We start from the raw sequence: 21,504 nt of genomic DNA, 5'->3' as shown, positions 1-21,504 counted from the left end.
AGGAAAACGGTGTGACAATTTGGAGGACGACGATATCGCTGGTGTGGGACTGACCAAAGGATCCGCAACAGTGTCGTCGTTCAGCCTCAGGCGCTCGAGTCGTTGTAATCGCTGCAAATCTCGAATCAGGAATCTTCAGCGCTCTGTGTTGGGCAATATTTTATACTGTGAAAATTCAGGGGGAAAGTAGCGGCGGTACAGGCTCGAAATCGAGTCTGAAACTTCGCCGATGATACCATACAGATGATCTGAAAAAAGGAAAATTCAACACAAAGCTAACGGGAATTGCAAAACTTCAGCTTTACGACGTAGCGCCCAAGGAGATAAATCGGTGCCCTTTTTCCCATCGATCGGGGGTTTGTCGGACTTGGTGAGCAATATATGGGCCAAGTGAGTCAATTTCTTTTGGAGAGAGAGTTTCGGGTGATTGTCGATTCGATTTCCAGTGTCTCATCTGCGTCGAGTCATGCGGCAGTGGCGTGATGGCAAGTCGCACCCGCCGCCTCGCACGTGAGCGCTGGGGCGTACTCATTCGCCTTCTCTACGCATTTTCGTTGTGTGGACCCGCGAGCGACGCTTGCGGGTTCTTTTGGGACGTTCTTGAGCATAGAATACAGTGTAATGGTCCACTTCTGCAAAGGGTGGCAATAAAATTGATGCGCTCAGGTCTGGTGTTGTTCTAAAATGACTACATTGCGGCGAGGGACACTTAGGCAATTTGGACAACATTCAGGAGGTGTATCTGCTAAGACACAGGGACGGTGGCAGCAGAGGGAACGGCCCGTTTCCCACTAGAGACTGTCCACGAAGTCCCAGAGCAAAGAGAACGGCCAAGTGTGGTCAAATTGCACAGCTTTACAACAGAGAAAGCGGCTTACTCGCTTGCTCGCTCTAATCTTTTCCTGTGGATGCAGTTTGTGCAGATTAACACAATGAATCAGGCCGTTCGAGTTGTTCGATTTGCCCGGATGTGGAGAACGGAATCTCGGTGAGGGCCCCTGTCAGAGGGAGGGGCACGTGGGCTGGGCTCGAAACTTTGCGAGAGAACGGAGGGGAGCCGTGGAACGTGAAGCCGAGTGGCGAGTTAGAGATTGCTCAATCGGCCACATCAGGGTCGAGCACGCCAGGAATCTCGATGTGCGAGAACAACGCCCTATCGAATAAGGCTGAAAATTGCCCGGTTAGGATTCGAACCTAAACTAAGTGAGTCAGAGTCACTCGTGCTACCGTTACACTACCAGGCAGGCGGCTCCCGTGGAGCGTTGCGTGGGCGAAGTATACTGCCGGATCTTCTTTTGCCAAACCCGATTTCGTATTTTTTATGAGAAACTGCTGAGCCTGCTTTGACAGCAGACCTTAGCGTGCCGAATTTGCCTGTTTTTCAGGCAGTTATGACGATTTTCACTGAGCCGAGGGGGATTGCGTCGGATCTTCCCCTTGAAGGGAGATGAAATCTTCTGTGGATTTTTTGTGCTGGACCCGAACTTCCATAGCGGCTGTCACTTATAAGGGCGTCCTCTGTCAAGATCAGTCGCACATTCAGGCAGCGTCTGAGGGAAGTTTGCCTCCCAACTTTCGGCATTCAGATTTGGCTCCCCCGCGAGCTCCGTACCGGTTGATACTTACAATGTGGAGAGCTTAGAGGACAGGCGGGTCGACAATCGCGACGGCGAAGCCCAAAATCCCGCCCAGAGTGTCCGAGTCGGCCGAAGGTTCCTCTCCCAAACCCGGATGACTTCAACTTCCTCGCTTGTCTGAATTTGAGGGGCGGAGGGTTCCTAGAGCCCAATGGTCTTCACATTCGTTCCTGAGCGGGCCAGCTGCAGACTGCTGGATCTGCCGTTTATTTGTATCTCGTCACCGAGGCTTCCAACTCCATGTCCAATCCCATGCTCACGCAGACTGCCGATACTTCAGAAGCGGAGGTTCCTCGGGGCGATCTGAAGGGGATGAGAAACTACATTGAGCGTGACGCTGTATCCGGGTTTCTCGTTTTTCTGATCGCATTGCCACTCTGCCTTGGTATCTCGCTGGCGAGCGGTTTTCCGGCGATTGCGGGGGTCTTCACGGCGATCGTAGGGGCGATCGTCACACCGCTGATCAGCAATTCAGAACTGACGATCAAAGGACCGGCGGCCGGGCTGATTGTGATCGTGCTTGGTGCCGTCGCCGATTTCAGAGTCATCCTCGGTGACGCGCCCGACGCAGGAACCCAGGCCTATAAAATGGCTCTGGCGGTAGGGCTCGTCGCCGGCTTAGTCCAGATTGCGTTTGGTGCTTTCCGCATGGGCTTTCTGGGAGAGTTCTTCCCGAGTTCGACCGTGCACGGAATGCTCGCGGCGATTGGCGTGATCATTATTTCCAAGCAGATACACATCGTTTTCGGGGTGATGGGACTCAATGGGGAACCTCTGCATCTGCTCGCAGAGATTCCCAAGTCAATCGTCCATATGAATCCTGAGGTTGCTTTGATTGGGTTGGTGAGTCTGGCGATTCTTTTTGGATGGCCGCTCATTCGCAACAAGCGAATTCGCCGGGTTCCCGCTCAAATTGTTGTGATCCTCGTCGCAATTCCGCTGGGGTATTTCTTCGATTTGTCCCACGAACATACCTATTCCCTGATGGGACACAGTTTCAGCCTCAGCGAGCGGTTCCTTGTGAATGTTCCCAAGAATCTACTGTCGGCGCTCGCAAGTCCGGACTTTTCTGCCTTGAATCATCTGGTCGCGTGGAAGTGGGTGATCTTGTTCGCCTTGATTGGAAGTCTGGAATCGCTGCTGAGTGCGAAGGCAATTGATCTATTGGACCCTTGGAAGCGAAAGACTAATTTCAACAAGGATCTGCTGGCGGTGGGATTGGCGAATGTTGTCGTCTCACTGATCGGGGGATTGCCGCTGATTTCGGAGATTGTTCGCAGCAAAGCCAACATCGACAACGGGGCGCAGACCCGTTTCGCCAATGTCTGGCACGGCGTGTTCCTGCTGGCCTTTTTGGCGCTTGTTCCTGGCTTGATCCACCAGATACCCCTGGCTGCTCTTGCCGCGATGCTCGTCTATACGGGTTTTCGGCTGGCTCACCCGCGGGAATTTCTGCATGTGTACCACATTGGCAAAGAGCAGTTTCTCATTTTCGTCTGCACTCTTGTCGGCGTGCTCGCGACAGACCTGTTGATCGGAATTGCAATCGGCATCGCGGTGAAGTTAATTGTCCACTTGAGCAATGGCGTTCCCGTTCGTTCTCTCTTTAAGCCTTATCTGGATATTGAAGAGATCGGCGACCGGACCTACCTGGTCAGGGCTTACGGTTCGGCCGTCTTCAGTAACTGGATTCCGTTCAAGCGACAGATTGAGGACATTGGTCTGGTGCGGCATAACAATTTGGTGATCGACCTTTCTGAGACGAAGCTGGTCGATAGCAGTGTGATGGAAAAACTGCATGCCCTGCAGCAGGAGTTCGAACAAGAGAAACTCAGTCTGACGATCTCTGGTCTGGATCTTCATCGTCAGCTCTCCGTTCATGAGTTTTCAACTCGTAAACGGGGGCTGCGCTCGATGCGACGACTGACAATTGTTGCTGATGCTCTGCTTCAGGAGCAACTCGTTACCAAGTTCGTGGATCTTGGTGCGTCGGGTTACACGCTCATTCCCTGTGTCGGGGCGGGGCGGCGATTGCTCGCAGAGGCATCCTCGCCGAACCCTGCGCTCGTTCGAATCGAGGTCATTGTCACGCGGTCCGTTTCGGAAGGACTGCTCGACTACCTGAGACGTGATATTTTCAATGAACATCATGTGACCGTGTGCGTCGAGAATGTCGACGTCATTAATCCGGATCAGTTCTGATTGAGGATATCCGGGTGGACGGGTTTACAGCGGAAGTCGCACGAACTGGCTTGGGTGTCTCGCGTGTGGCAGTCGTTCTGAGGCGATTCCACGCAAGCTTAGTCGGTATCGAGTGCCGAATGGGTTGTTTCCTGGCTGATTCCCAGCAAGATTTGCAGTCCCATGACCACTCGATCTCGGTCGCACGCGTCTCTCCAGCGGTCTCTGAGCCGAATCGCCAACTCGGGATCACTCGCGATCAGATTGTCGACTCCTCGCCGGAGCTGAGCATTGATCTGTCGCTCTCCTTTTATTCCCCAGACCATGACCTGTCGGTTGAGTTGCTGGGCCGAACGAATCATCTCGTCAGTGAGATGGTCGGCCCGAACACTGAGTGCATCCACATCAAAGCGGTTCACATCGCCGATCGACTGACCCACAATGATTCCCACTGGAATGCGAGGATGGAATTGACGCACCTGATTAAGTGCCTCGTCACTGAGTGAAGTGATAATGCAGTGCGACTCGAAGCCCTCTTCACGAACGATGCGCGTTACCGCTTCAGCGAGTTCTGCAGAGGGGCCGAATACCTTGAGCTCGATGTTGACTCGAATTTTGTCGCGGCAAAGTCTCAGTGCCTCCGTAAGCGTCGGGACACGGGTTTGGGCGAACTCTTCAGAGAACCAGCGTCCGACATCCAATTTCTGAACTTCTTCAAATGTAATTTGACTCAGTCGGCGTGAGTCACCTGCCACTCGTCGCAAATCGCGATCGTGCAGCAATACGACAACTCCGTCTTTCGTTTGATGAACATCGATCTCGGTGTAGTCAGCACCAATGTCGATGGCCCGCTGAATCGCCGCCAGAGTATTCTCCGGAGCATGCGCGGCAGAGCCTCGATGTGCGGTCACAAGTACTGTGCTGCGAGTCGCGACCCGTTCCGCGAGAAGAATCCAGAATCCGACAGGAACGAGAATGGTCACAGTTGCCGTCACTGCCGCGGCAATCCGGACCCGGGTTGCAGTGAAGCGTTCGACGGCGTGATCAGGAGATCGCGATGCTGCTGATGAAGCGATCTCCCGAAGCGGATGATCAGAACCACTTATGTCATGGTAGACGCGGTGAATCAGTAATGAAATTGCCGAATTGGAGAGGAATGAGGCGAAGCCGATCAATCCTGACTGCACGATCAGTAGTGATGCCAGAAGCGGCACCGAGTCTTTTCCAAGATGTGCCAAGAGCATATCGGCACCAAACTGGAAGACGGCGGTGAGTATCGCTCCGAGTCCAAAACTCACACCACCCCAGCAAAGCAGAAGCAGTGCGATCCGGGACCGAACACCGCGCACCCGTTGGCGACTGGCAGCAAGTGCTGATCGGGCAGGCAGGGTCTCAAAAAGGACAATCGGCAGGGCGAGCAACCATTCGACAAGCAGGAACGCCCCGCACACCGTCATTGTTGCCAGCAGTGTCATGCCCGCAATGGCGGCTTGCCAGAATGCAGCGGGGCGGACTGTGAGATAATAGTAAATGTCATGCTGCGTCAGGAGAACGAGATAGGTCAGATATGCGGATGCCAGGAGGGGGGCCGCCAACAGGGTCAGAACACTTAATTTGAGCAGTCCCAGTCTGCTGATCCGCCAGAACGAACTCATCAGGGGCGTCAGACGGTCGTGTCCCCCTTCGAGAGGCGCAGACTGGGGCCGGTGCCGCATTCCGATGACGACGAGCATTCCTGCTTGTTCCAGCAGAATCAAAACGGCAGTGGTCGCACTCAAGGTGACAGCGTAGGCAGCACCCAGTGGAGACAGCAAAAAATTGAAGATGTCCTGATTGCTGACGGCGACTCGTCCCGCTTTGAAGAGCAGGAACGAGAGTGCCATCGCGATCAGTGGAACGATCAGCCAGGCCCGGACCAACTGAAAGAGAACATCAAAAATCAAAAGTTCTCGCCAGAGCTGACGAAAATCCTGGATGAGCCCTTTGAGTACAGTGACGGGATCAAGAGATGGGTTCATAAATGGAAGGCATCGCTGGCGGGTCGAAACGATCAGACAAACAGGATGTCGTCATCGGAGCGATTACTCAGAATCACAGGCAAGAGATTACAGCGCAGCGCTCAAATCAGCATCCATGATTGCAGAGATCTCCGCAGCACGACGATGTGGCGGAGGCGAGTGGATGCGAAGGCCTGCTATTGAGTACCAGTCGAGCGACGACAATTCCGGTAGTGTTGCAGATGCAACCTCGCCGCCCGCGAACTGCTCCATTCAAGATTCCGTGCTGCTCGTCAGTATGCGGGCGACCTGGCGGAGCGAGGCGAACATTAGTCGGGACTCTGCGTCAGAGTTGGGCGGGAATACAGGGGGCTTTCAACAGTCTGGACGCGCGGCGTGCGGAAATGAACAGTTGGCAGCGCCGAAACGGCGTCGTCCAGTTCAAAATCCAGTGCCGACTTCGCGCCCTGAGCTTTAGCAGGGGCAGTTCGTGGTCGCGAGTTGGGACCCCAACGACCTTCGAGAAATTCTCCCAACCAGCGATTTCGGACGAAGGCCTGATACGTCAAAAGAGACAGTCCGACTGCGATGGTTCCCGCAATCACAAACTTGCCCAGCGCGGGAACTCCGGTTCGAGCGATCGCGATCTGTGTCAATCCTACGAACGGCAGATGAATGATATAAACCCAGAAGGAGGCATCGGCCAGATACTTCATGACGACGTTGTCGCCGAGCCTGGATTTCAGAAATAACGCGAAGAGGCCATGGGCGGACAGAGAAGCAAAGATCGCGAGCAGGCCCGCCAGCAGCACCCGTTGCACCCCGACGAGCGGCTGTTCGACGTGCTGGTGAATCAGGGGCAAAACTCCCAAAAACGTGACCCCTGCGAGAGTCAGATAGAGCAGACTATGGCGGCCATTGGTGCTGCGAGTACGCCACATAGTCACTCCTGCAGCGAAGTAGATCGCGTAGTAAGCCAGCTTCGAGCCAACGGGAATAAATGTCTGGTAGAAACCTAGGACAATCCGGGGATCCAGGTAAAGAATAATCGCGGCCGGGATGACGGGAATCATTGGCTTCCACACGGAAGAGAGAATGACATCGACTCCAGTGAGGTCGTCAGCGGCGGTATTTGTCAGGGATGGGAGGCTCGTAACAGATCGTTGGACCAGCCACGACGCACCCCCCATCAGCAGGCAGTAGATGTACAAGTAGTGCAGAAACCAGAAATGTCCAAAACCGTAGAGTTCTGCTTCGAGTTCCTTGGGGATCCCACTTCTCCAGATAAAGATCGTGCGAGGAGCGTACAATCCATCGGCGATCCAGCCCATCGACCAGATCAGCAGACACGTGGGCAAAATAAAGGTACCGGCGGCCACCTGAGTAACCATCAGTCTTTTCGTACGACTTTCAATGAACTGTTTTTCGCCACGGGAAAGAAGTGGGCCGACCGAAAAGTAGCCGGCCAGCAGGAAGAAGAGGGGCATCAGAAAGCATTCCGTACACCACGTCAGCACATCGACAAAGTCACTCGGATGGACATCCCGAGCTGGCCAGACCAGGTAGGCCATGGGGTTTGTCATGTAGGGAATGCCGGCGTGAAGCAGCACCACAAAAACCGCTGCAATCCCCCGTAGCGCATCCAGTCCGGACTGACGCTGAGGAGCAGAGGACGTGCAGGGAGGGGGCGCGCTAGGGGACTCGAGTGGCATAAGCGGGCCTCGCGGGATTTTCGGGGCTTGCTGTGTCAACTTGAAGCTGACCGTCAGGGGCGCTGAGGTCAGTCATCGCAAAGTGCGTGAGCTCGAGATGTGGATGGATCGACGATGCACTTCACAGCATTCAGTTAAAGAGTACATTTCTATCCTGGTGAGCTTTTGTCTCACTTCCTGCGGAGTGCAGCATCGGGCCGAACAATCACGTTCTACAAACGGATTCTCTACGGAGATGCTGCGATTCAGATCGTGCAGGAGTTGGACCGGCCCGAATCTCAACGCGACGAAGTTCGAGATCGACTGTCACGTTGCTGGGGGTGAATGAATTCCACCACGGAATCCACTAGACCTTAAAAATTTGTAATCAACTACTGCCAGTTGTTGCAGAATTGAGGGCGAGATAGGTCCAAGCGGTTGGTTCTGAGGAAGCAGAGTGATCGTATGCACCGTAATGTCGGTGCAGATGATCCTACTGCTGCAGACGCGATCAACTGAAGGCAAGGTCCAGATTCACCGCGTCAACCGTTCGTCTGTCCACTCTCCGAAATAATTGAATCCGCGTCCACCATGTTCCTCTGCAACCTTCGCCACGAGGAGGGCCTGTTCCCGATCTTCTACTGCCACTACCAGGATGACGTCACCGTGTTCAAGGGCCAGGACACCGTCTTTAAGCATCTTTTCAACGGCTTCTCCCCACAGAGATCCTTTCATCATTCGAGTAAACAGCTCTGTTCCTGTCGGGCCGCTCAACACCAGGATTCCCGATCCGGATATCCCCGCCATGATCAGCTCCTCCACAACGACGTCGCACACGTCTTCAGAGGAAAGGAACCCTATGGTGTGTCCTTTGGGGTCGGGCATTTCCTGATCAAGATCTTTGAGTGGTGCAACCAACATTACTAGCTCCTTAAAAAAGGGACACAACGTCTGTGAGGGCAATCCGAGGTTGGCTCCATTCACCCTTTGATAAATTCGGGCAAAGGTTGAGGTGAACTGCGATGCGAGCGACCGGGGGCAAAGGACTCCGGTCGCTCGCGATCGCTGTTCGAATGAACTTCAGTATCCGGACGGAAGTTCAGAACGCCATCAGATGGCTTCGCTGTTGATTGTCGATTCGGCCAGTTCCGTCAGCTTCTTGTTCGCGGCCCCTTCTTCATCGAGCGTTTGCTGCAAGAGGTCGGCAGCGTTATCGAAGCCGAGTATGTGAGCGAACGTACGGACACAGCCGTAACCGGCCATTTCATAATGTTCGACACGCTGGGCGGCAGTAATAAGAGCCGCGTCCATGACAGAGGGATCCGCATTCTCGGACATCACCTCAGATCCTTCTTCGATTAAGCCCTTCATGGCCTTGCAGGTTTTCCCCTTAGGGCTCAGCTCCAGTTCCTTGAAAATGGTTTCCAGTCTCTCGACCTGGACCTTCGTTTCTTCAAGATGATCGAGAAATGACTGCGCCAAATCGGGATCGGAAGCAGCCTTAGCCATTTTTGGAAGTGCTTTCAACAACTGGTTTTCTGCGTTGTAGAGATCCTTCAATTCGGCTACGTAGAGGTCCTGGAGGGTCGCGAGTTTCATGATTATCCTTCAAATATGAGGGTTAAAAAGATTTCTTGCCTGCTCTGACGAAGTGAGACAGGCAAGGATTCGGCTCCGCCGGCTCGACTGGCCTCCAAGCCGAAATGAAGGGTGATCTCAGTAGCGGGAGTTGCCGGTGACGACTTCACCTGACACCGTAACGTCGCGTCCTCCCGCCTGTTCGATGACATGACGAGCTCGGTTGAGCTCCTCATAGTCTTCGGAATGGACGGAAATCAGATAATCTCCCGACTTGACGGCTTCCTCGAATCGTGCAGCGTCGTTTTCCGAAACACCCATCCCGATCAAAGCACCGGTAATTCCACCGACGGTCCCGCCAACGGCAGCACCGCTGAGTGCAGCCATGATTGGACCGGCCGCAATAAAGGCTCCCAGCCCCGGAATGGCGAGCGTTCCGATACCAGCCAGCCACCCCAGTGTTCCGCCCAGCAGCAGGCCGGTTCCGGCCCCTGCCATCGCCCCCTCAGGAGCGTTCGTGTCGTGTCGATCTGCGAACTCGCGGGTGGCGGTCTTGTCCGCAGTGACGACCGAAATGTCGTTATTTGAAAACCCTGCCGCTTTCAGGTTGCGGATGATTGTGTCGGCCTGATTGGCCGATGCGGTACAGAAAATGGAAGTTGACATTCTAATACCTGACTTTCTGTTCGAATAATTCGTTTTGCCAAGACACCGTCTGTAAGGCTTTAGTTGGTGACAATTTCCAGCTGGCTGTCCACCTTGTCGGCGCCAGCGACCTCAGCAGCAATCTTCTCCACCGCATCCTTTTCTGCCTGCGATTCGACGCGGCCTCGAAGGCTGACCTGACCCGACTGGGTCGTGATCATCACGTTGTGTGCCTTCGAAGACAGGTCGGAATTGACGATCCGCTTGCGGATGTCTGCCGTGGTGTTGATGTCGCGCTGGTTTTCATCCTGATCGAATGGCGTCTTGTCATTGACACTCGTGCCTGGAGTGGCCGGGGTGGTGGAAGATGACCGGTCGGCGGGGTCACGCGTAGTTTCCGGCAGAGCGGGACGATTCGCTGTCACGGTAGTTGATGGTTCGTTGGTCTGCGTCGTGCGTGATGAATCGTCCATTCCGCAACCGACGGCGAACCCACCCAGGCTTCCTAAGAAAATTAGTGCCCACTTCTTTGTAATCATTGCTAGCTCCTTGTTAGTTCGGTTCTCGCCTATTCAGACATGGAGTGGATCGAACCACTGCTGGAGGAAGTATGTCGCAAATGGTAGGCCAGTCGCCTGAAGTTGAGCTCAATTCTCAGCGAATTCTTAGGGTTCTGGACCCTTATTGAAGAGCCAGTAGGCAACTAAGAATCCAGAGTAAACGATTCTGCTGAAGAGGATTCGCTACCTGGCACAATCAGGCAGCGAATGAATTAATGCAGTGAAAAAACAAGGCGCACGGTTTGGTGTAACGCGAATTCCGTCTCAGCCCTGAGTCAGGTGATTGGCTGATCGTCGTGCAAAGATGAATGAATGTGACTTGGTTTCGACCATGAAACCACGGTCCGGGTCAGGACGTATCCTGCATGCTTTGATAGCGTGCTGCTCAAAAAGACCTGGCGCTGCCGGAAGTCGGTATGAAGCGGAGAGAGTGTGCGTTGGCTGCTGGGGCGCTGGGAGAAGATGGCGTCGTGACTCGTGCGCAGCCGCGGTCTGCTGAGAAGAGGGCCCATAGACCCGAAAGTCAGTTACGAAAATCCGGGGGACTTCGCCGGGCCTGGATCCGGGTAGCAACAGACTTCTGTTCAGGTGATGAAGTGATCCGAATCTGCATTCCTGCTTTGAGGTCTTCCCGCTTCACTGTCAGACCCTCCAAGGTGACAACCAGCGAGGCACCAAATGTATACGTCGAGATTTCGCCGTTGATATCGAGCAGGCTGATCTGCTGATCGGTAAGACTTGCCAGCTTCCCGTCCTGTGTATTGGCGAAGGCTTGTTGCTTATCGAGCGCCTCGATTTCGATGGCGACTTGTTTATCTGATTTGAGTGTCGTTACGCGGATCTTCATTCCATTTTTAAGATCACTCACGTTGCAGTCTGAGCCGTCGCACGACACTTTGAGTTCCAGAGATAGAAGCAGAGATCGCTCCTTTCCCTTGGTGTCAGTCATTTGGAGTTTGTGGTCAGCATGCCGGATGAAGGTCCCGACAATCGTTGAATCTCCAGCAGCGTTCGCCTGAGCCGAGGCCTCACAACACAAGAGAAACATCGCGAAGAGCAACGCACTCGCGAAAGTTTTCGTTTCTGCAAACATGATTGCTTCCTCCTGTGTTTGAGCCGGTCACGATGTTACGCAAAAGATTCGAATGCACAAAGCCGGGGCCATATTTCTGCGGCGATGTCAAGTGGTTGAGGACGGATGCTTACAATGCAAGCACCTGCCGGCCGAATTGCATTTCGACCGGGCAGGTGCCGCAGCGACGGTTTTCACCAACGGGCTATGGAGTGCTCTGCCGACGGAAGTCGAGTCCCGGGTCCTCCTTCGGAGCACCAATCAACTTGAATTTGAACCTTCCGTCCTCGCCGGGTTCAATGCCTGCGATGAGAGAACCACCGTCTTTGCTCTCAAGAGCGATGACATTTCCCTCAATGGTGTAGGTCCCATCAAATTGATTGGTCGTATCTTTGTGCGCAAATTTCCATTGAAATTTGCCCTCGTTCTGGATCTGAATCTCGAACGTTGATCCATCGTCGCGTGTTGCCTTCCAGGTCCCGATCAGGGATTCCGGTTTCAACGGTGGGATCGCGGGATCCGGTTGAGCTCCGCTGTCACTGGTCGCTTCAGGGGGTTGAGGAGTCGGTGTTGTGGAGCCATCCGTAGTGGCGGCAGCTTCTGGCTTCGCCAGCATTTTCAACATATCTGCTGCAACACGGTCGTTGGGGACGAGGGCAACCACCTGTTTCAACTGGGGGACTGCGGAATCAGGGTAACCATCCGCAATATAGTGATACGCGAGCAGGAACTTGGATGCTGCGTCATCCGGGTGCTCGCGGGTGAACGCCTCCAGGGCTCGCAGTTGTGTCGTGTACGTCGCCACATCCGAGTACATGCTGCTCAGCGTCGTCCAGTTCCAACCCGGGCCTACGGCCAGAACAGCGTGGATGGTCGCAGCAGCCTGTTGATAGTCTTTCTTCGCAAACAGAATCAAAGCTCGGAACTCGTGCATCACCGAGTCATCCGGACATTGAGTGAGGCCTCGGTTGATCGTATCCAGAGCCGCGTCATGGTTGTTTTGTTTGAATGCAGCGACGCCGTCATCAAACGCCTTCTCACAAGCGGAATTCTCCCCCGAACCCGTCGTTGAACGACTCTCTACCACTGATCCGTCGTTGACGATCACGCTACTATCGACCGGAGTCGTGCCTTCGATCGTGGCGCCCTGATAGTAAACGGGAATTGGCTGGGTGTAGGCGTAATTCCCCAATGATCCGTAGCTCGATAAGTAGTAGGGGTTACTATATGCAAGATAACCGCTGCCATAGGCCAGAGACCCGAGCCCCCATGCTCCTAATCCCCACCCGAGCGGGCGGTAACCATAGCCATACATCCCGTATCCAGGACCTCGCCAACCATAGGGGCCGTAGCCATATCCTCCGTAGCCCCCCGCCAGGCCGTAACCGGGTCCAAAGCCGAAGCCCGGTCCGAATCCTCGTCCGAAGCCGCCATAACCTCCGTAACCGTTCCAATAACCACGGTACTGAGGATGACGGGCATAGGCAGGGCGATAATTGCTACCACCAAGGTTAATGGGACGATTGTTGATATTGATTGTATTGCGACCCACCCAGGAGCCCTGGCGACGATCACCGAACTGATCGTTTCGGAATCGTTCGCCGCGGCCAGGATCGGTTCCTCCGGGTCGCTGGACGTTGCCTCCCGGACGGTTGACCACATTCCCCTCGGGAAAGCGATTTCTGAAGTCGTTTCCGACGTTGCCCCGGTTATTTCGATTGAAATCCGGGCGCGGATTGCCTCCAGGGCGTGGGGTAAGATTGGTGATGTTGCCCGGCCGGTTCCCGGGGTTCGGCTGGGTGAAGGACGGTGAGCGAGGACCGCTCGGGCCGGGATTCGGCCGGGCAATATTTCCCCCACCGATCGCTGGACCGTTTCCGGGGCGGACGACATTCCCCCCGCCGGGACCTCGGCTCACACCAGGGTTACCGCCGGGGATGCCACCAGACGCTCTCGGGATGGATGGCGGACCGCCGCGGCCTCCGCCAAAGTTTCCGCCACCTCCTGGCGGGCCACCGCCCCCCGGTCGGCCCCCTCCGCCGCCGCGTGGACCCCCAGGCCCACCACCAGGGCCCCCGCCACCGGGGCCTCCTCCGGGTCTTCCGCCACCACGTCCACCTTGTGCGAGCAGTTCAGCGGAAGCAACTGCGGACATGACGCTGCAAACGATGAGCGTTTTCCAGATGCTTGTGTTCATTGCAGTTCTTCTTTTCTGAGTCTTGATGATTTGGAAACGGTTCTTCAGGCCACTGTGCCTGGGACTGATCATTTGGAATCGGTATGCGCTGCGGAGTTGGCCATATCCGGTGTGGGTGCCCGTCGTACGATCGTGACTGGATCACTATCAGGAAGTTTGACTCCACTCACTTCATGGTCGACAGACTGCCAGATGATGGTGTCGTTGTTCACACAGGTGTAGATACTGGTGCTCGAAGCGGGTTCCCCTTCCGCCGTGACTCCAGTCGCTTTCAATTTCCAGCAGTCGTCGTCCCGGTACCAGTACCCCTCGGCATAGCCCCCTTCCGAATCGAAGATCCAGGTTTTGAGTTTCCCTGTGAGCGGATCCCAGCCAATCCGCTGAGTGCCATTCATGATTTCCTGACCTTCAACATGGATCACAAACTTTCGCAGCAGGAAGTTCCCTCGTTCTGAGGGCTCACACGAAAAGAGCACGATTGACTCGTCGCTCTCGTCGATCCAGTCTCCCTGAAGCCATGAGAGCTGTTCTAATTCGGAGCGGTGGCGACGGCTCGTCTTAAAGGGCTGTTTACGCAGACTGGCGATTTGCCACTTGCCGTCGATCCGGGTGTAGACCGTCGTGTACCGGCCGACGATTCCACTTTCATCATCGTCCCCTGGCATTTCAGTAGGGACGAAAAGCGTATAACCGTCCTCGACGGCGAGCCCAGGGCCGATGAATCGCACACTGGTGGTGCTGAACTCAAGCGAGCCATTCTCGTCGTCCGCGAACATTTCGGCGAGGAGATCTCGGATCGTTGAACGTCCTTCGAAGACTTCACCGCGCTCATCGACGTATTCAGCCGATTCGGTGAAGAACTCCGCCGCCTCTTCCGCTTTGGCTGCACTCAGCGCCTTGACGAAGGATTCGCCAACGGATCGGACTTCAAGATCAGATTTTGAGGCTGCGTCGCTCGAAGTTAAGGGGTCTTCGACCGCTTTGGTCGATTTGGAATCAGATTGCGAAGCAGGGGAAGCTCGGTCATCCGAGGCAGGACGGTCAGTGCTTTTCTCGTTGGGGGTTGATGGAATCTCAGTTTTTTTGTCCTCAGCTCGTAGCGGCTGTGTACCTGGAAGCCCTGGCTCGAACGCCGTAGTAACCATCGCAAATAACAGTACGGAGTAAGTTCTACGCATAGGTGATCCTCATCGATAGGGGAGACGTGCGGGAACGTGCGGAAGTCAGCCAATCCGGCGGCGACCTCGGGCACTCGCATTTGGTTATTTCCGAACTGCTGCATTCGGTGCGCCGATGTCCAATGGAAAAGACGCATTCCGCGAAGCTGGAGTGAGGAATGAGCGAGAGAAAACCGGCCGGTACGATGCGGGAATTCAGCGAGAGAGCTACTTACTCTTTGTCGACGACAGGGTCAGTTTCAGGGGCGCTGCCTGGTAAGCCGGAGTGCTTCAGGTCGTCCGGTTTGTTCCGGCGGCTTTGGCGGAGTTCGGACAACTGGTCGCGGGTGAGCAGCTTTTCGATCGCCACCAGTTTGTCCGCTTCCAGGGAGAGCAACCGCGCGTGGAAGCGATGGATCTCTCGATTAAGCGAGCGCAGGCGGTAGCGATACTTCTCCTCTACTTTCTCCGCTATCGCTTCCTGTTCGGGGGTCAGAGTGATCCCCACTCCTTCGATGGCTTTCTCGACAGGATCAGAGGGCTTGGCAGACGTTGGGGAGGTGCGCGATTCAGTTTCAGTCGCCGACGTTTCCTGCTGGGCCGTTCGACGGCGAAGTTCGCGGATGCGAAGCCGTTGCTGTTCCGTGAAGTTGTCTTCGATGGCGGCAAGGAGTGAACATTCGACTGCAATTGTCTGGAAATACCGCTGACTGAACTGCTTCCAGACCTCGTGGATGGACTGGTCGTAGTCCTGAATGACACGCTTAATTTGCTCTTGTTGCTTGTCCGACAATTGCAGCCGAACCAGGTATGCGGGGATTGTATCCGCTGGGAATCCGGGCTGACTGGCCTGGTCAGCACGGGATTCTACGGCCGCAGGCGATGGATCAGTCGAATCGCTCGCCCCTGCCATACTCAAACCAGAGATGCTCGCGATCAAAAGAAGAGTGCCGATGCGCCGAAAACGCCTCCTCCCGAGGAGGGTGGTCAAAAGCAGCGGAGTAGCTCGGTTGGGAAACAGCAGCATGATCGTCTCCTTTGCGGTTTCAACGACGACATCCTCGCAACATCAGTCATTGCTTTAGAGCGAGGCTTCCTGTTGCAAATTCTGTCCCTGAGATGTCGGCGCCCGTAAAAAATGGTGAAGTCTCGCAAAATTGTTTGCCGGACCCATTTTCTTCGGTGTCCCCCTGACTCCGAGGGGCCTCGGCCGCAGTTTTTAGCGAGCGGCTATCTGATGCAGCCCGTGGTTAGGTTGGGTAGACGGCGGGATGTAGCGAGTTTTTTGGAGAGGAGTCGTCTCGGCAGCTTTGTGCACACTTGTGGAACTGGCAGTCCTCGAAGCGACCGCATGTCCATTAATCGGGCTTAATTCGTCAGGAGCGAACCGCGAAGGAGGGGTGCGTCATGGCGATTGTGACGGGGGCGAAAATCCCCTGTCAGGAATTGACGACTTCCTCTATGCTGCCAGCCACTTCAGCATGCTCATGGACGGGCAATTCATGTACTCGAAAACACTCTGGTGTGCGGTCTGCATTTGGGTGATCGTGGCGGGTTGCCGCACGATCACACCGGCGGGACGCGCCAAAGTCATCAATGAGCCTCCGGAAACGAGCAAGAACGATTCGTCTGCCGTACCCGCCGTCGGTATCTGGCGAGCTCCCGGGCTGGAATCGAAGCTGTTACAGGCGTCGATGACCAGTGATGATTCGGGGGTCGATCTGATTCCGACAGCGACTCGAGAATCGCGTGCTCCATGGGGACGCCCCGATCTGGGAAGCATCTACAGTCGGACGTCGAAATCAGACGAGTACCAGCGAAATCCGATTATTGTGATTCCCGGAATTCTCGGCTCAAAGTTAGTCGACGAATCGGGGCGGCGCGTTGTCTGGGGCGAATTCGGCGGAAATGGAATTGATCCCTCCACCGTTGAAGGGGCCCGGTTACTCGCGTTGCCCATGGGGGAAGGGGAGGCCCTGAAAGACCTGACGGATACAATCGAAGTCTCCGGGCCCCTCGACACGTTGAACGTCCGCGTGTTTGGGGTCCTCTTTCAGATGGCGGCGTATCGGGACATCGTGACCGCCCTCGGAATTGGTGGATATCGGGATTCGCCGGACGAGTTAGACCCGCAGGATGTGCGCTGCTTTCAATTCGCGTACGACTGGCGGCGTGACAATGTCGAAACAGCGGCGCAACTCCATCAGTTTATTCTCGAGAAGAAAGCGCTTGTTGAAGCAGAGCGGCAAGCGCGATTTGGAGACGATGCGGAACCCGTTCGATTCGATATTGTCGCTCACTCGATGGGAGGAGTGATGGCCCGTTACTACCTCCAGTACGGTGATGCCCCTCTTCCTGAGGACGGCAGTCTTCCGGAGATCAACTGGAAGGGGGCTCAGTACGTCGATCGTCTGGTCATGGTGGCACCGCCGAACGCGGGTTCACTTCAGGCGGTGGAGTATTTGACTCAGGGAGTCCAATTCTCGAGATTCTTTTCCAAGTATGAGCCAGCGCTACTGGGGACGATGCCGTCGGTTTACCAACTGCTGCCAAGGACTCGACACCGTCCGGTGGTCTCAGGTTCCCGGCGTGAGACCGTGGACCTTTATGATCCTCAGGTCTGGGTTCACGCGCGATGGGGTTTCTTTAACCCGACACAGTCAGAGCAACTGCGATATCTGCTTCCCAATGAACCTGATCCCCTGCGCAGGCTGGAGGTGGCGTATGGTCACCTTGCCAAATGTCTGCGACGTGCGGAACGCTTTCACGCTGCCATCGACGTGAAGGTTGATCCGCCCGAAGGAACGACCATTCATCTGATCGCCAGCGATGCGCACCCCACTGTTTTTCAGTACGCAATCGACAATCGAGGGGCGCTCTCCCCCACAGCACGCGTGGCGGGCGACGGACTTGTCACGCGTCACAGTGCGTTGATGGATGAGCGACTTTCGGACAATGGGAAGTGGGCACCACGCTTGAAAAGCCCCATCAAGTGGGACAGCGTCACATTCCTGTTCACCGACCATCTGGGCCTGACCAAGGACCCGGCCTTCACGGACAATGTTCTCTATTTGCTGATTGAGTCTCCCCGCTGAGGATGAGACAATCGCGGGGATGAAATTTGGGGCGCCCGTGAAGTGGCTCCGTTAGTCGCCCTGCGAATCGCTCGCGCTCGGCCGCTCAGGGGCTGCTCGATACGGCCAAAGGAGTGACAGCAATCTCAACAGGGCTCATGGTGTGAATCCCCCCGGGGGCGGTCTGCCTGCATGGCGGGTGAAGGCCCTGTGAAATGACAGAAGCCGATGCGGGACAGTGTCCTGCATCGGCTTCTGTTTGAGAGGCTCCGGTCGGAGTCGAACCGACGATGACGGATTTGCAATCCTTTCCGTGATCCGTTCGGTCTTTCCATCGTGTCCGTAGATGTCATGTTTTCATGGGTATTGCAGAGTTTTGTCGTTCTTCGTCGATCCGAAAACATCCGAGTTTATACAACAAATCACACAACAGCTACCCAACACGATTCCTCATTACAGCACACAGTACGCCGCGTTTTCTTCCCATCATGAATGAAACCGCTTCCCCAATTCTGGACGTAGCGAACGACACCCTGTGCTGCTCTACGACACAGTATTCCGCCGTCTCTAAAGGTTCTTTTTCCTCGAACGCCTCAACCTTTTCCATCCTCTCCACGTAGAAGCTCCGCTCCTCCCCCTTATCCAGATCCTCGCCGGTCACCAGGTACCGGCCCCGTAACAGCGTTGGATTGAGCGCGACCCACTGCTCTTCCACTGGCTCTGCGGCAGTATCTCGGATCGACGTGATCCGCAGCCTTCGCGGCTCGAGCTTGCTTGTCACGTTTCGGAAATTGTGGGCCGGGTACTCGAAGCGAATGCACGCACCAACAACGATGAGTTTCCGCAGCTCCTTTTTCATATTTCCCTATCTCCTTGCTCAGGCCGATTCGGACTCATCCGGGCGCTTGCGGCAGCAGAGCGGCGGCCAACCCCAACAAGGATTTTCGGCTCCATCCGGTTAAACCCGCCCCGTCAGTGGAGCGGGAAGTTCAGTTTGTTCAGTATCAAAAATCGTTCGCGGCCAGCACCTGCAGTTGATGCAGTTCGAGGCCGATGAGTTCCGCTGGCAGGACCTGCACATGCGAAATGGTTTCGATGTCGAAGCCGATTGATCCGTCGGACTGGGTAACGACTGTCAGACAGATATCGCGTCCGATCCGGATGGTTTGGCCGGGTGCTAGATCCAGTAATTGCATGGCGAGCCCTTTCGGTTATGGATTCGCTGGAATTGGTAATAAATGCAGGTCAAGGTGTTCTAAAGTCGCTGATTTCAGTTATGGATTTTGCAGGCGTTTTGGTGCGTGGCGGCGGCACGCTGGGCGAGCTGCTGCAGGTCGCTGAGGCACACGGCCATCACGACGGCCTGCAGGATTTGATGGCGCACCGATAGCGCAGCGAGTTGACGTAGCATGGTTTGCTCCACGAATTGGATTGAGAGAGTGCGGGGGTTTGCGGCTACTGGAACCGTCAGGGGAGACGATTACCGAGCACTATGTTCAGATCGCGTGAGGTGCGCGGGATCCTTGGCAGAACGAGAGGAGCCAAGATCGCCAGATAGTCTCGAGGCTGCTGGGTCGAGTGAAACATCTTCGTTGGTCCAAGTTCCCCGATAAGGTACTGCCGGGGATTCGGCAGCAGCGGGGACCGTCTTGGAGCCCATCCTAGGGCAGGTTCACCGTCCGTCGGTGATGTGGTCGGCGAAATCGGCAGGGTAAGAAACCCCGGTTCAGCACCCTGCTCACGCCGAGCAGTCACGACCACGGTAGACAGAATATCTTGCCGTTCAGTGATGTCAATCGAATAAAGGGAAACAAATTTGATGGATTTTGGGGAACAGGACGACTGTTCAAACGTCGTGTTTCGCTACGCCTGAAATGATTGGGACTTCTGTCGATTTGTTGACAATGGGAGCATGATGGTCGTTGATGAACGTTGACTTCAGTTGCCTAGGGTTGACTGCAGTTGCCCGTAGTTGCCAGATTCTGCGCGGTTGACCTTGATATACCTGACGATGCTAGCTAATGTCTGGGCGCCTAAGACACACAAAGACGCGGCCGGATTTCAAAAGAATTCCGGTCGCGTCGTCTTTTTTGCTCTTGCGTTCAAACCAATGATCACTTAATGGTTTGGCTTGTGAGCACTTCTATCTGAGTATAGAGCCGCAGTGTGTCTTAGGCGTCACACTCTTGCCAATTCTCGGCAGATCCTGCTCGTATTAGACAGCGATATCGAACGGACTCGATCATCGCGATTTGCGTCATTGCAGGATGACTAAATGCGAAAGATTTGTGTTGGGAAAGTGGTGAAGGCCAGTGTGGAAAAACAACTGGCTCCGCACGGAATTCCTTACCCAGAATTTCTTGGTTGGATCCAATATCTGGAGCCAGCAATCGACGATCGCTCAGTCGATCTCATCAGACAGCGAGATAAACATGACTGGTGGTGGGAGTGCCGTGTTACGTTTGAGTTTCGCTACGAGAAGTACCGAACAGTTTGGGAACTGGATCGTTCGGAATCTGGCTATGATTTGTTGGATCTAAGAGTAATTCGTTCGAGGCCAACTCCGAAAACGGTTTAACCAGGTCAATTGTCTGCACAAAACTAATGATCACAACAGGGGCGGCACTCTGCGTACTCTTGCCGTGCACGATCGCGCTGCGTGGAGTCCCATGTCGGCCAAGTCGACAGCCACTGGATATTGCTTTCGATTTCGCGCTGCGCCAACAATATGTCCGTCATGTCCGATTGGCTAATGCCACACGCAGACTTATCCGCCTGAGCCTTGAAGCTGGCGTACATGTGGCGAGTCTTCTCGGCAACGGGTCGAAGAATATCTCCGGACGTTCTCAGGTCAACATCTTCATCATTCTCAATTTTTTGTGAGAAATGCTCAACGACCGATCGCCACTGACTCGCAATCGCAAGGCAATCAAGTGCGAGTTCTTGGAGGGTTTCACAGAATTCGGAGCGTTCTTCCCGCTCAACATCTTCTGCGACTTCATTCACTCGCAGTTCCATCGATTTTGCACGTCTGATAGTTGGTGACTCTGCCACAACCATAGATCACAGTCCTGTCCAGTTGGCCCATTCATGGTCCCGACGCCGGGCGGGTTGTTACCCTCCAAGCGGATTTTTGTCAATGTCCGCATCTTGCAGAGCAACTTGGATTATTCCACCCCCTCAACAATTGTCAACAATTAGCGGCAAGAAACGCAGAACGACGCAAATTCCGCAAGTTTCATATTTTTCCGCAACCCTCCTCCAGCCACGCGTGGGCGGACTCAACGACCGTGCCATTCCATGACGTGGGAAACACGCGGTAGAGACGGACTTCTGCGATCGTCATCTTCTTCCAGTTACCGCGCGGCTCCCATCTGAGCATGACCGTATCCCCTGCGCGGCAGGTCATCCACGTGATCTTCGACGACAGCAACCGGCAGCAGGTCGTCTCAGTGTCGGGCTCGTGCGGCCACACGAGGACCTGCGTTTGCTGCGTCGATTCCGGCGCAACGAGGTCCAGGCTGATCATCAGGACTTGTCGTTTCGTGGTCATGATCCGCTCACGTTGCACGCGGTGTGCCGAGACATGGCGACTCCGGGGTCTGGCGCTCGATCGGCGCCTCTGCCAAGTTCGGCCAAGTTCTGCCAACCGGGTTCGGCCAGTTCAGCCACCCCTCTGCCAAGTTCGGCCACGCGAGTTCTGCCACATGCCGGA

Annotated in this window: 17 protein-coding genes and 1 tRNA gene; 3 read left to right on the top strand and 15 right to left on the bottom strand. The window is 55.1% G+C overall.

What is annotated here, in order from left to right; genetic code table 11:
• Positions 1 to 1,173: 1,173 nt before the first annotated feature.
• Positions 1,174 to 1,244, bottom strand: a tRNA-Gln gene (locus tag ACGY09_RS04915).
• A gap of 645 nt (positions 1,245 to 1,889) precedes the next feature.
• Here ACGY09_RS04915 and ACGY09_RS04910 point away from each other — a divergent pair.
• On the top strand, positions 1,890 to 3,839 hold the full coding sequence (locus tag ACGY09_RS04910; protein WP_397571849.1) for a SulP family inorganic anion transporter: 1,950 nt from the start codon (positions 1,890 to 1,892) through the stop codon (positions 3,837 to 3,839).
• Between the two features lie 98 nt (positions 3,840 to 3,937).
• On the opposite strand, the gene ACGY09_RS04905 is transcribed toward ACGY09_RS04910, so the two are convergent.
• The 10 genes from ACGY09_RS04905 to ACGY09_RS04860 form a co-directional block, all read right to left on the bottom strand.
• The gene (locus ACGY09_RS04905; protein WP_397570698.1) at positions 3,938 to 5,836 is read right to left on the bottom strand and encodes a glycerophosphodiester phosphodiesterase family protein; all 1,899 of its coding nucleotides are present in this window, start codon (positions 5,834 to 5,836) and stop codon (positions 3,938 to 3,940) included.
• Between the two features lie 308 nt (positions 5,837 to 6,144).
• On the bottom strand, positions 6,145 to 7,527 hold the full coding sequence (locus ACGY09_RS04900) for an acyltransferase (RefSeq protein ID WP_397570697.1): 1,383 nt from the start codon (positions 7,525 to 7,527) through the stop codon (positions 6,145 to 6,147).
• A gap of 513 nt (positions 7,528 to 8,040) precedes the next feature.
• Entirely contained in the window at positions 8,041 to 8,427 is a 387-nt protein-coding gene (locus tag ACGY09_RS04895; RefSeq protein WP_397570696.1) for a hypothetical protein, read from the bottom strand.
• 189 nt (positions 8,428 to 8,616) lie between these two features.
• On the bottom strand, positions 8,617 to 9,105 hold the full coding sequence (locus ACGY09_RS04890) for a ferritin-like domain-containing protein (protein ID WP_397570695.1): 489 nt from the start codon (positions 9,103 to 9,105) through the stop codon (positions 8,617 to 8,619).
• Between the two features lie 117 nt (positions 9,106 to 9,222).
• Positions 9,223 to 9,750 carry a hypothetical protein gene (locus ACGY09_RS04885; RefSeq protein ID WP_373651384.1) on the bottom strand — a complete coding sequence of 176 codons (528 nt, stop codon included), beginning with the start codon at positions 9,748 to 9,750 and terminating at the stop codon, positions 9,223 to 9,225.
• A 59-nt stretch (positions 9,751 to 9,809) separates the two neighbouring features.
• The gene (locus tag ACGY09_RS04880) at positions 9,810 to 10,268 is read right to left on the bottom strand and encodes a BON domain-containing protein (protein WP_397570694.1); all 459 of its coding nucleotides are present in this window, start codon (positions 10,266 to 10,268) and stop codon (positions 9,810 to 9,812) included.
• 544 nt (positions 10,269 to 10,812) lie between these two features.
• On the bottom strand, positions 10,813 to 11,382 hold the full coding sequence (locus ACGY09_RS04875) for a hypothetical protein (RefSeq protein ID WP_397570693.1): 570 nt from the start codon (positions 11,380 to 11,382) through the stop codon (positions 10,813 to 10,815).
• A gap of 184 nt (positions 11,383 to 11,566) precedes the next feature.
• Positions 11,567 to 13,558 carry a hypothetical protein gene (locus ACGY09_RS04870; RefSeq protein ID WP_397570692.1) on the bottom strand — a complete coding sequence of 664 codons (1,992 nt, stop codon included), beginning with the start codon at positions 13,556 to 13,558 and terminating at the stop codon, positions 11,567 to 11,569.
• Between the two features lie 68 nt (positions 13,559 to 13,626).
• Positions 13,627 to 14,736: a YybH family protein gene (locus ACGY09_RS04865; protein WP_397570691.1), complete on the bottom strand. Its 1,110-nt coding sequence runs from the start codon at positions 14,734 to 14,736 to the stop codon at positions 13,627 to 13,629.
• Between the two features lie 211 nt (positions 14,737 to 14,947).
• Complete coding sequence (locus tag ACGY09_RS04860) at positions 14,948 to 15,742, bottom strand: hypothetical protein (RefSeq protein WP_397570690.1); 795 nt, start codon at positions 15,740 to 15,742, stop codon at positions 14,948 to 14,950.
• Positions 15,743 to 16,025: 283 nt separating this feature from the next.
• On the opposite strand from ACGY09_RS04860, the gene ACGY09_RS04855 reads away from it, so the two are divergent.
• Positions 16,026 to 17,810: a hypothetical protein gene (locus ACGY09_RS04855; RefSeq protein ID WP_397570689.1), complete on the top strand. Its 1,785-nt coding sequence runs from the start codon at positions 16,026 to 16,028 to the stop codon at positions 17,808 to 17,810.
• A gap of 412 nt (positions 17,811 to 18,222) precedes the next feature.
• On the opposite strand, the gene ACGY09_RS04850 is transcribed toward ACGY09_RS04855, so the two are convergent.
• Together ACGY09_RS04850 and ACGY09_RS04845 are read right to left on the bottom strand one after the other, a co-directional pair.
• Positions 18,223 to 18,648 (bottom strand): hypothetical protein, encoded by a 426-nt coding sequence (locus tag ACGY09_RS04850; protein ID WP_397570688.1) that lies wholly within the window; start codon positions 18,646 to 18,648, stop codon positions 18,223 to 18,225.
• Between the two features lie 145 nt (positions 18,649 to 18,793).
• Entirely contained in the window at positions 18,794 to 18,985 is a 192-nt protein-coding gene (locus ACGY09_RS04845; protein WP_397570687.1) for a hypothetical protein, read from the bottom strand.
• A gap of 17 nt (positions 18,986 to 19,002) precedes the next feature.
• Here ACGY09_RS04845 and ACGY09_RS04840 point away from each other — a divergent pair, with 17 nt between their 5' ends.
• Complete coding sequence (locus ACGY09_RS04840; protein WP_397570686.1) at positions 19,003 to 19,179, top strand: hypothetical protein; 177 nt, start codon at positions 19,003 to 19,005, stop codon at positions 19,177 to 19,179.
• Between the two features lie 1,211 nt (positions 19,180 to 20,390).
• Here the strand turns inward: ACGY09_RS04840 and ACGY09_RS04835 are convergent.
• Positions 20,391 to 20,795 (bottom strand): hypothetical protein, encoded by a 405-nt coding sequence (locus ACGY09_RS04835; RefSeq protein ID WP_397570685.1) that lies wholly within the window; start codon positions 20,793 to 20,795, stop codon positions 20,391 to 20,393.
• Between the two features lie 232 nt (positions 20,796 to 21,027).
• Complete coding sequence (locus tag ACGY09_RS04830) at positions 21,028 to 21,342, bottom strand: hypothetical protein (protein ID WP_397570684.1); 315 nt, start codon at positions 21,340 to 21,342, stop codon at positions 21,028 to 21,030.
• Positions 21,343 to 21,504: the final 162 nt, after the last annotated feature.

This window comes from Schlesneria sphaerica (assembly GCF_044336245.1).
In the GTDB taxonomy this organism is placed as follows: Bacteria; Planctomycetota; Planctomycetia; order Planctomycetales; family Planctomycetaceae; genus Schlesneria; species Schlesneria sphaerica.
Note: the sequence above shows the minus strand (reverse complement) of the source record. Positions and strands in the feature narration are given on the sequence as shown.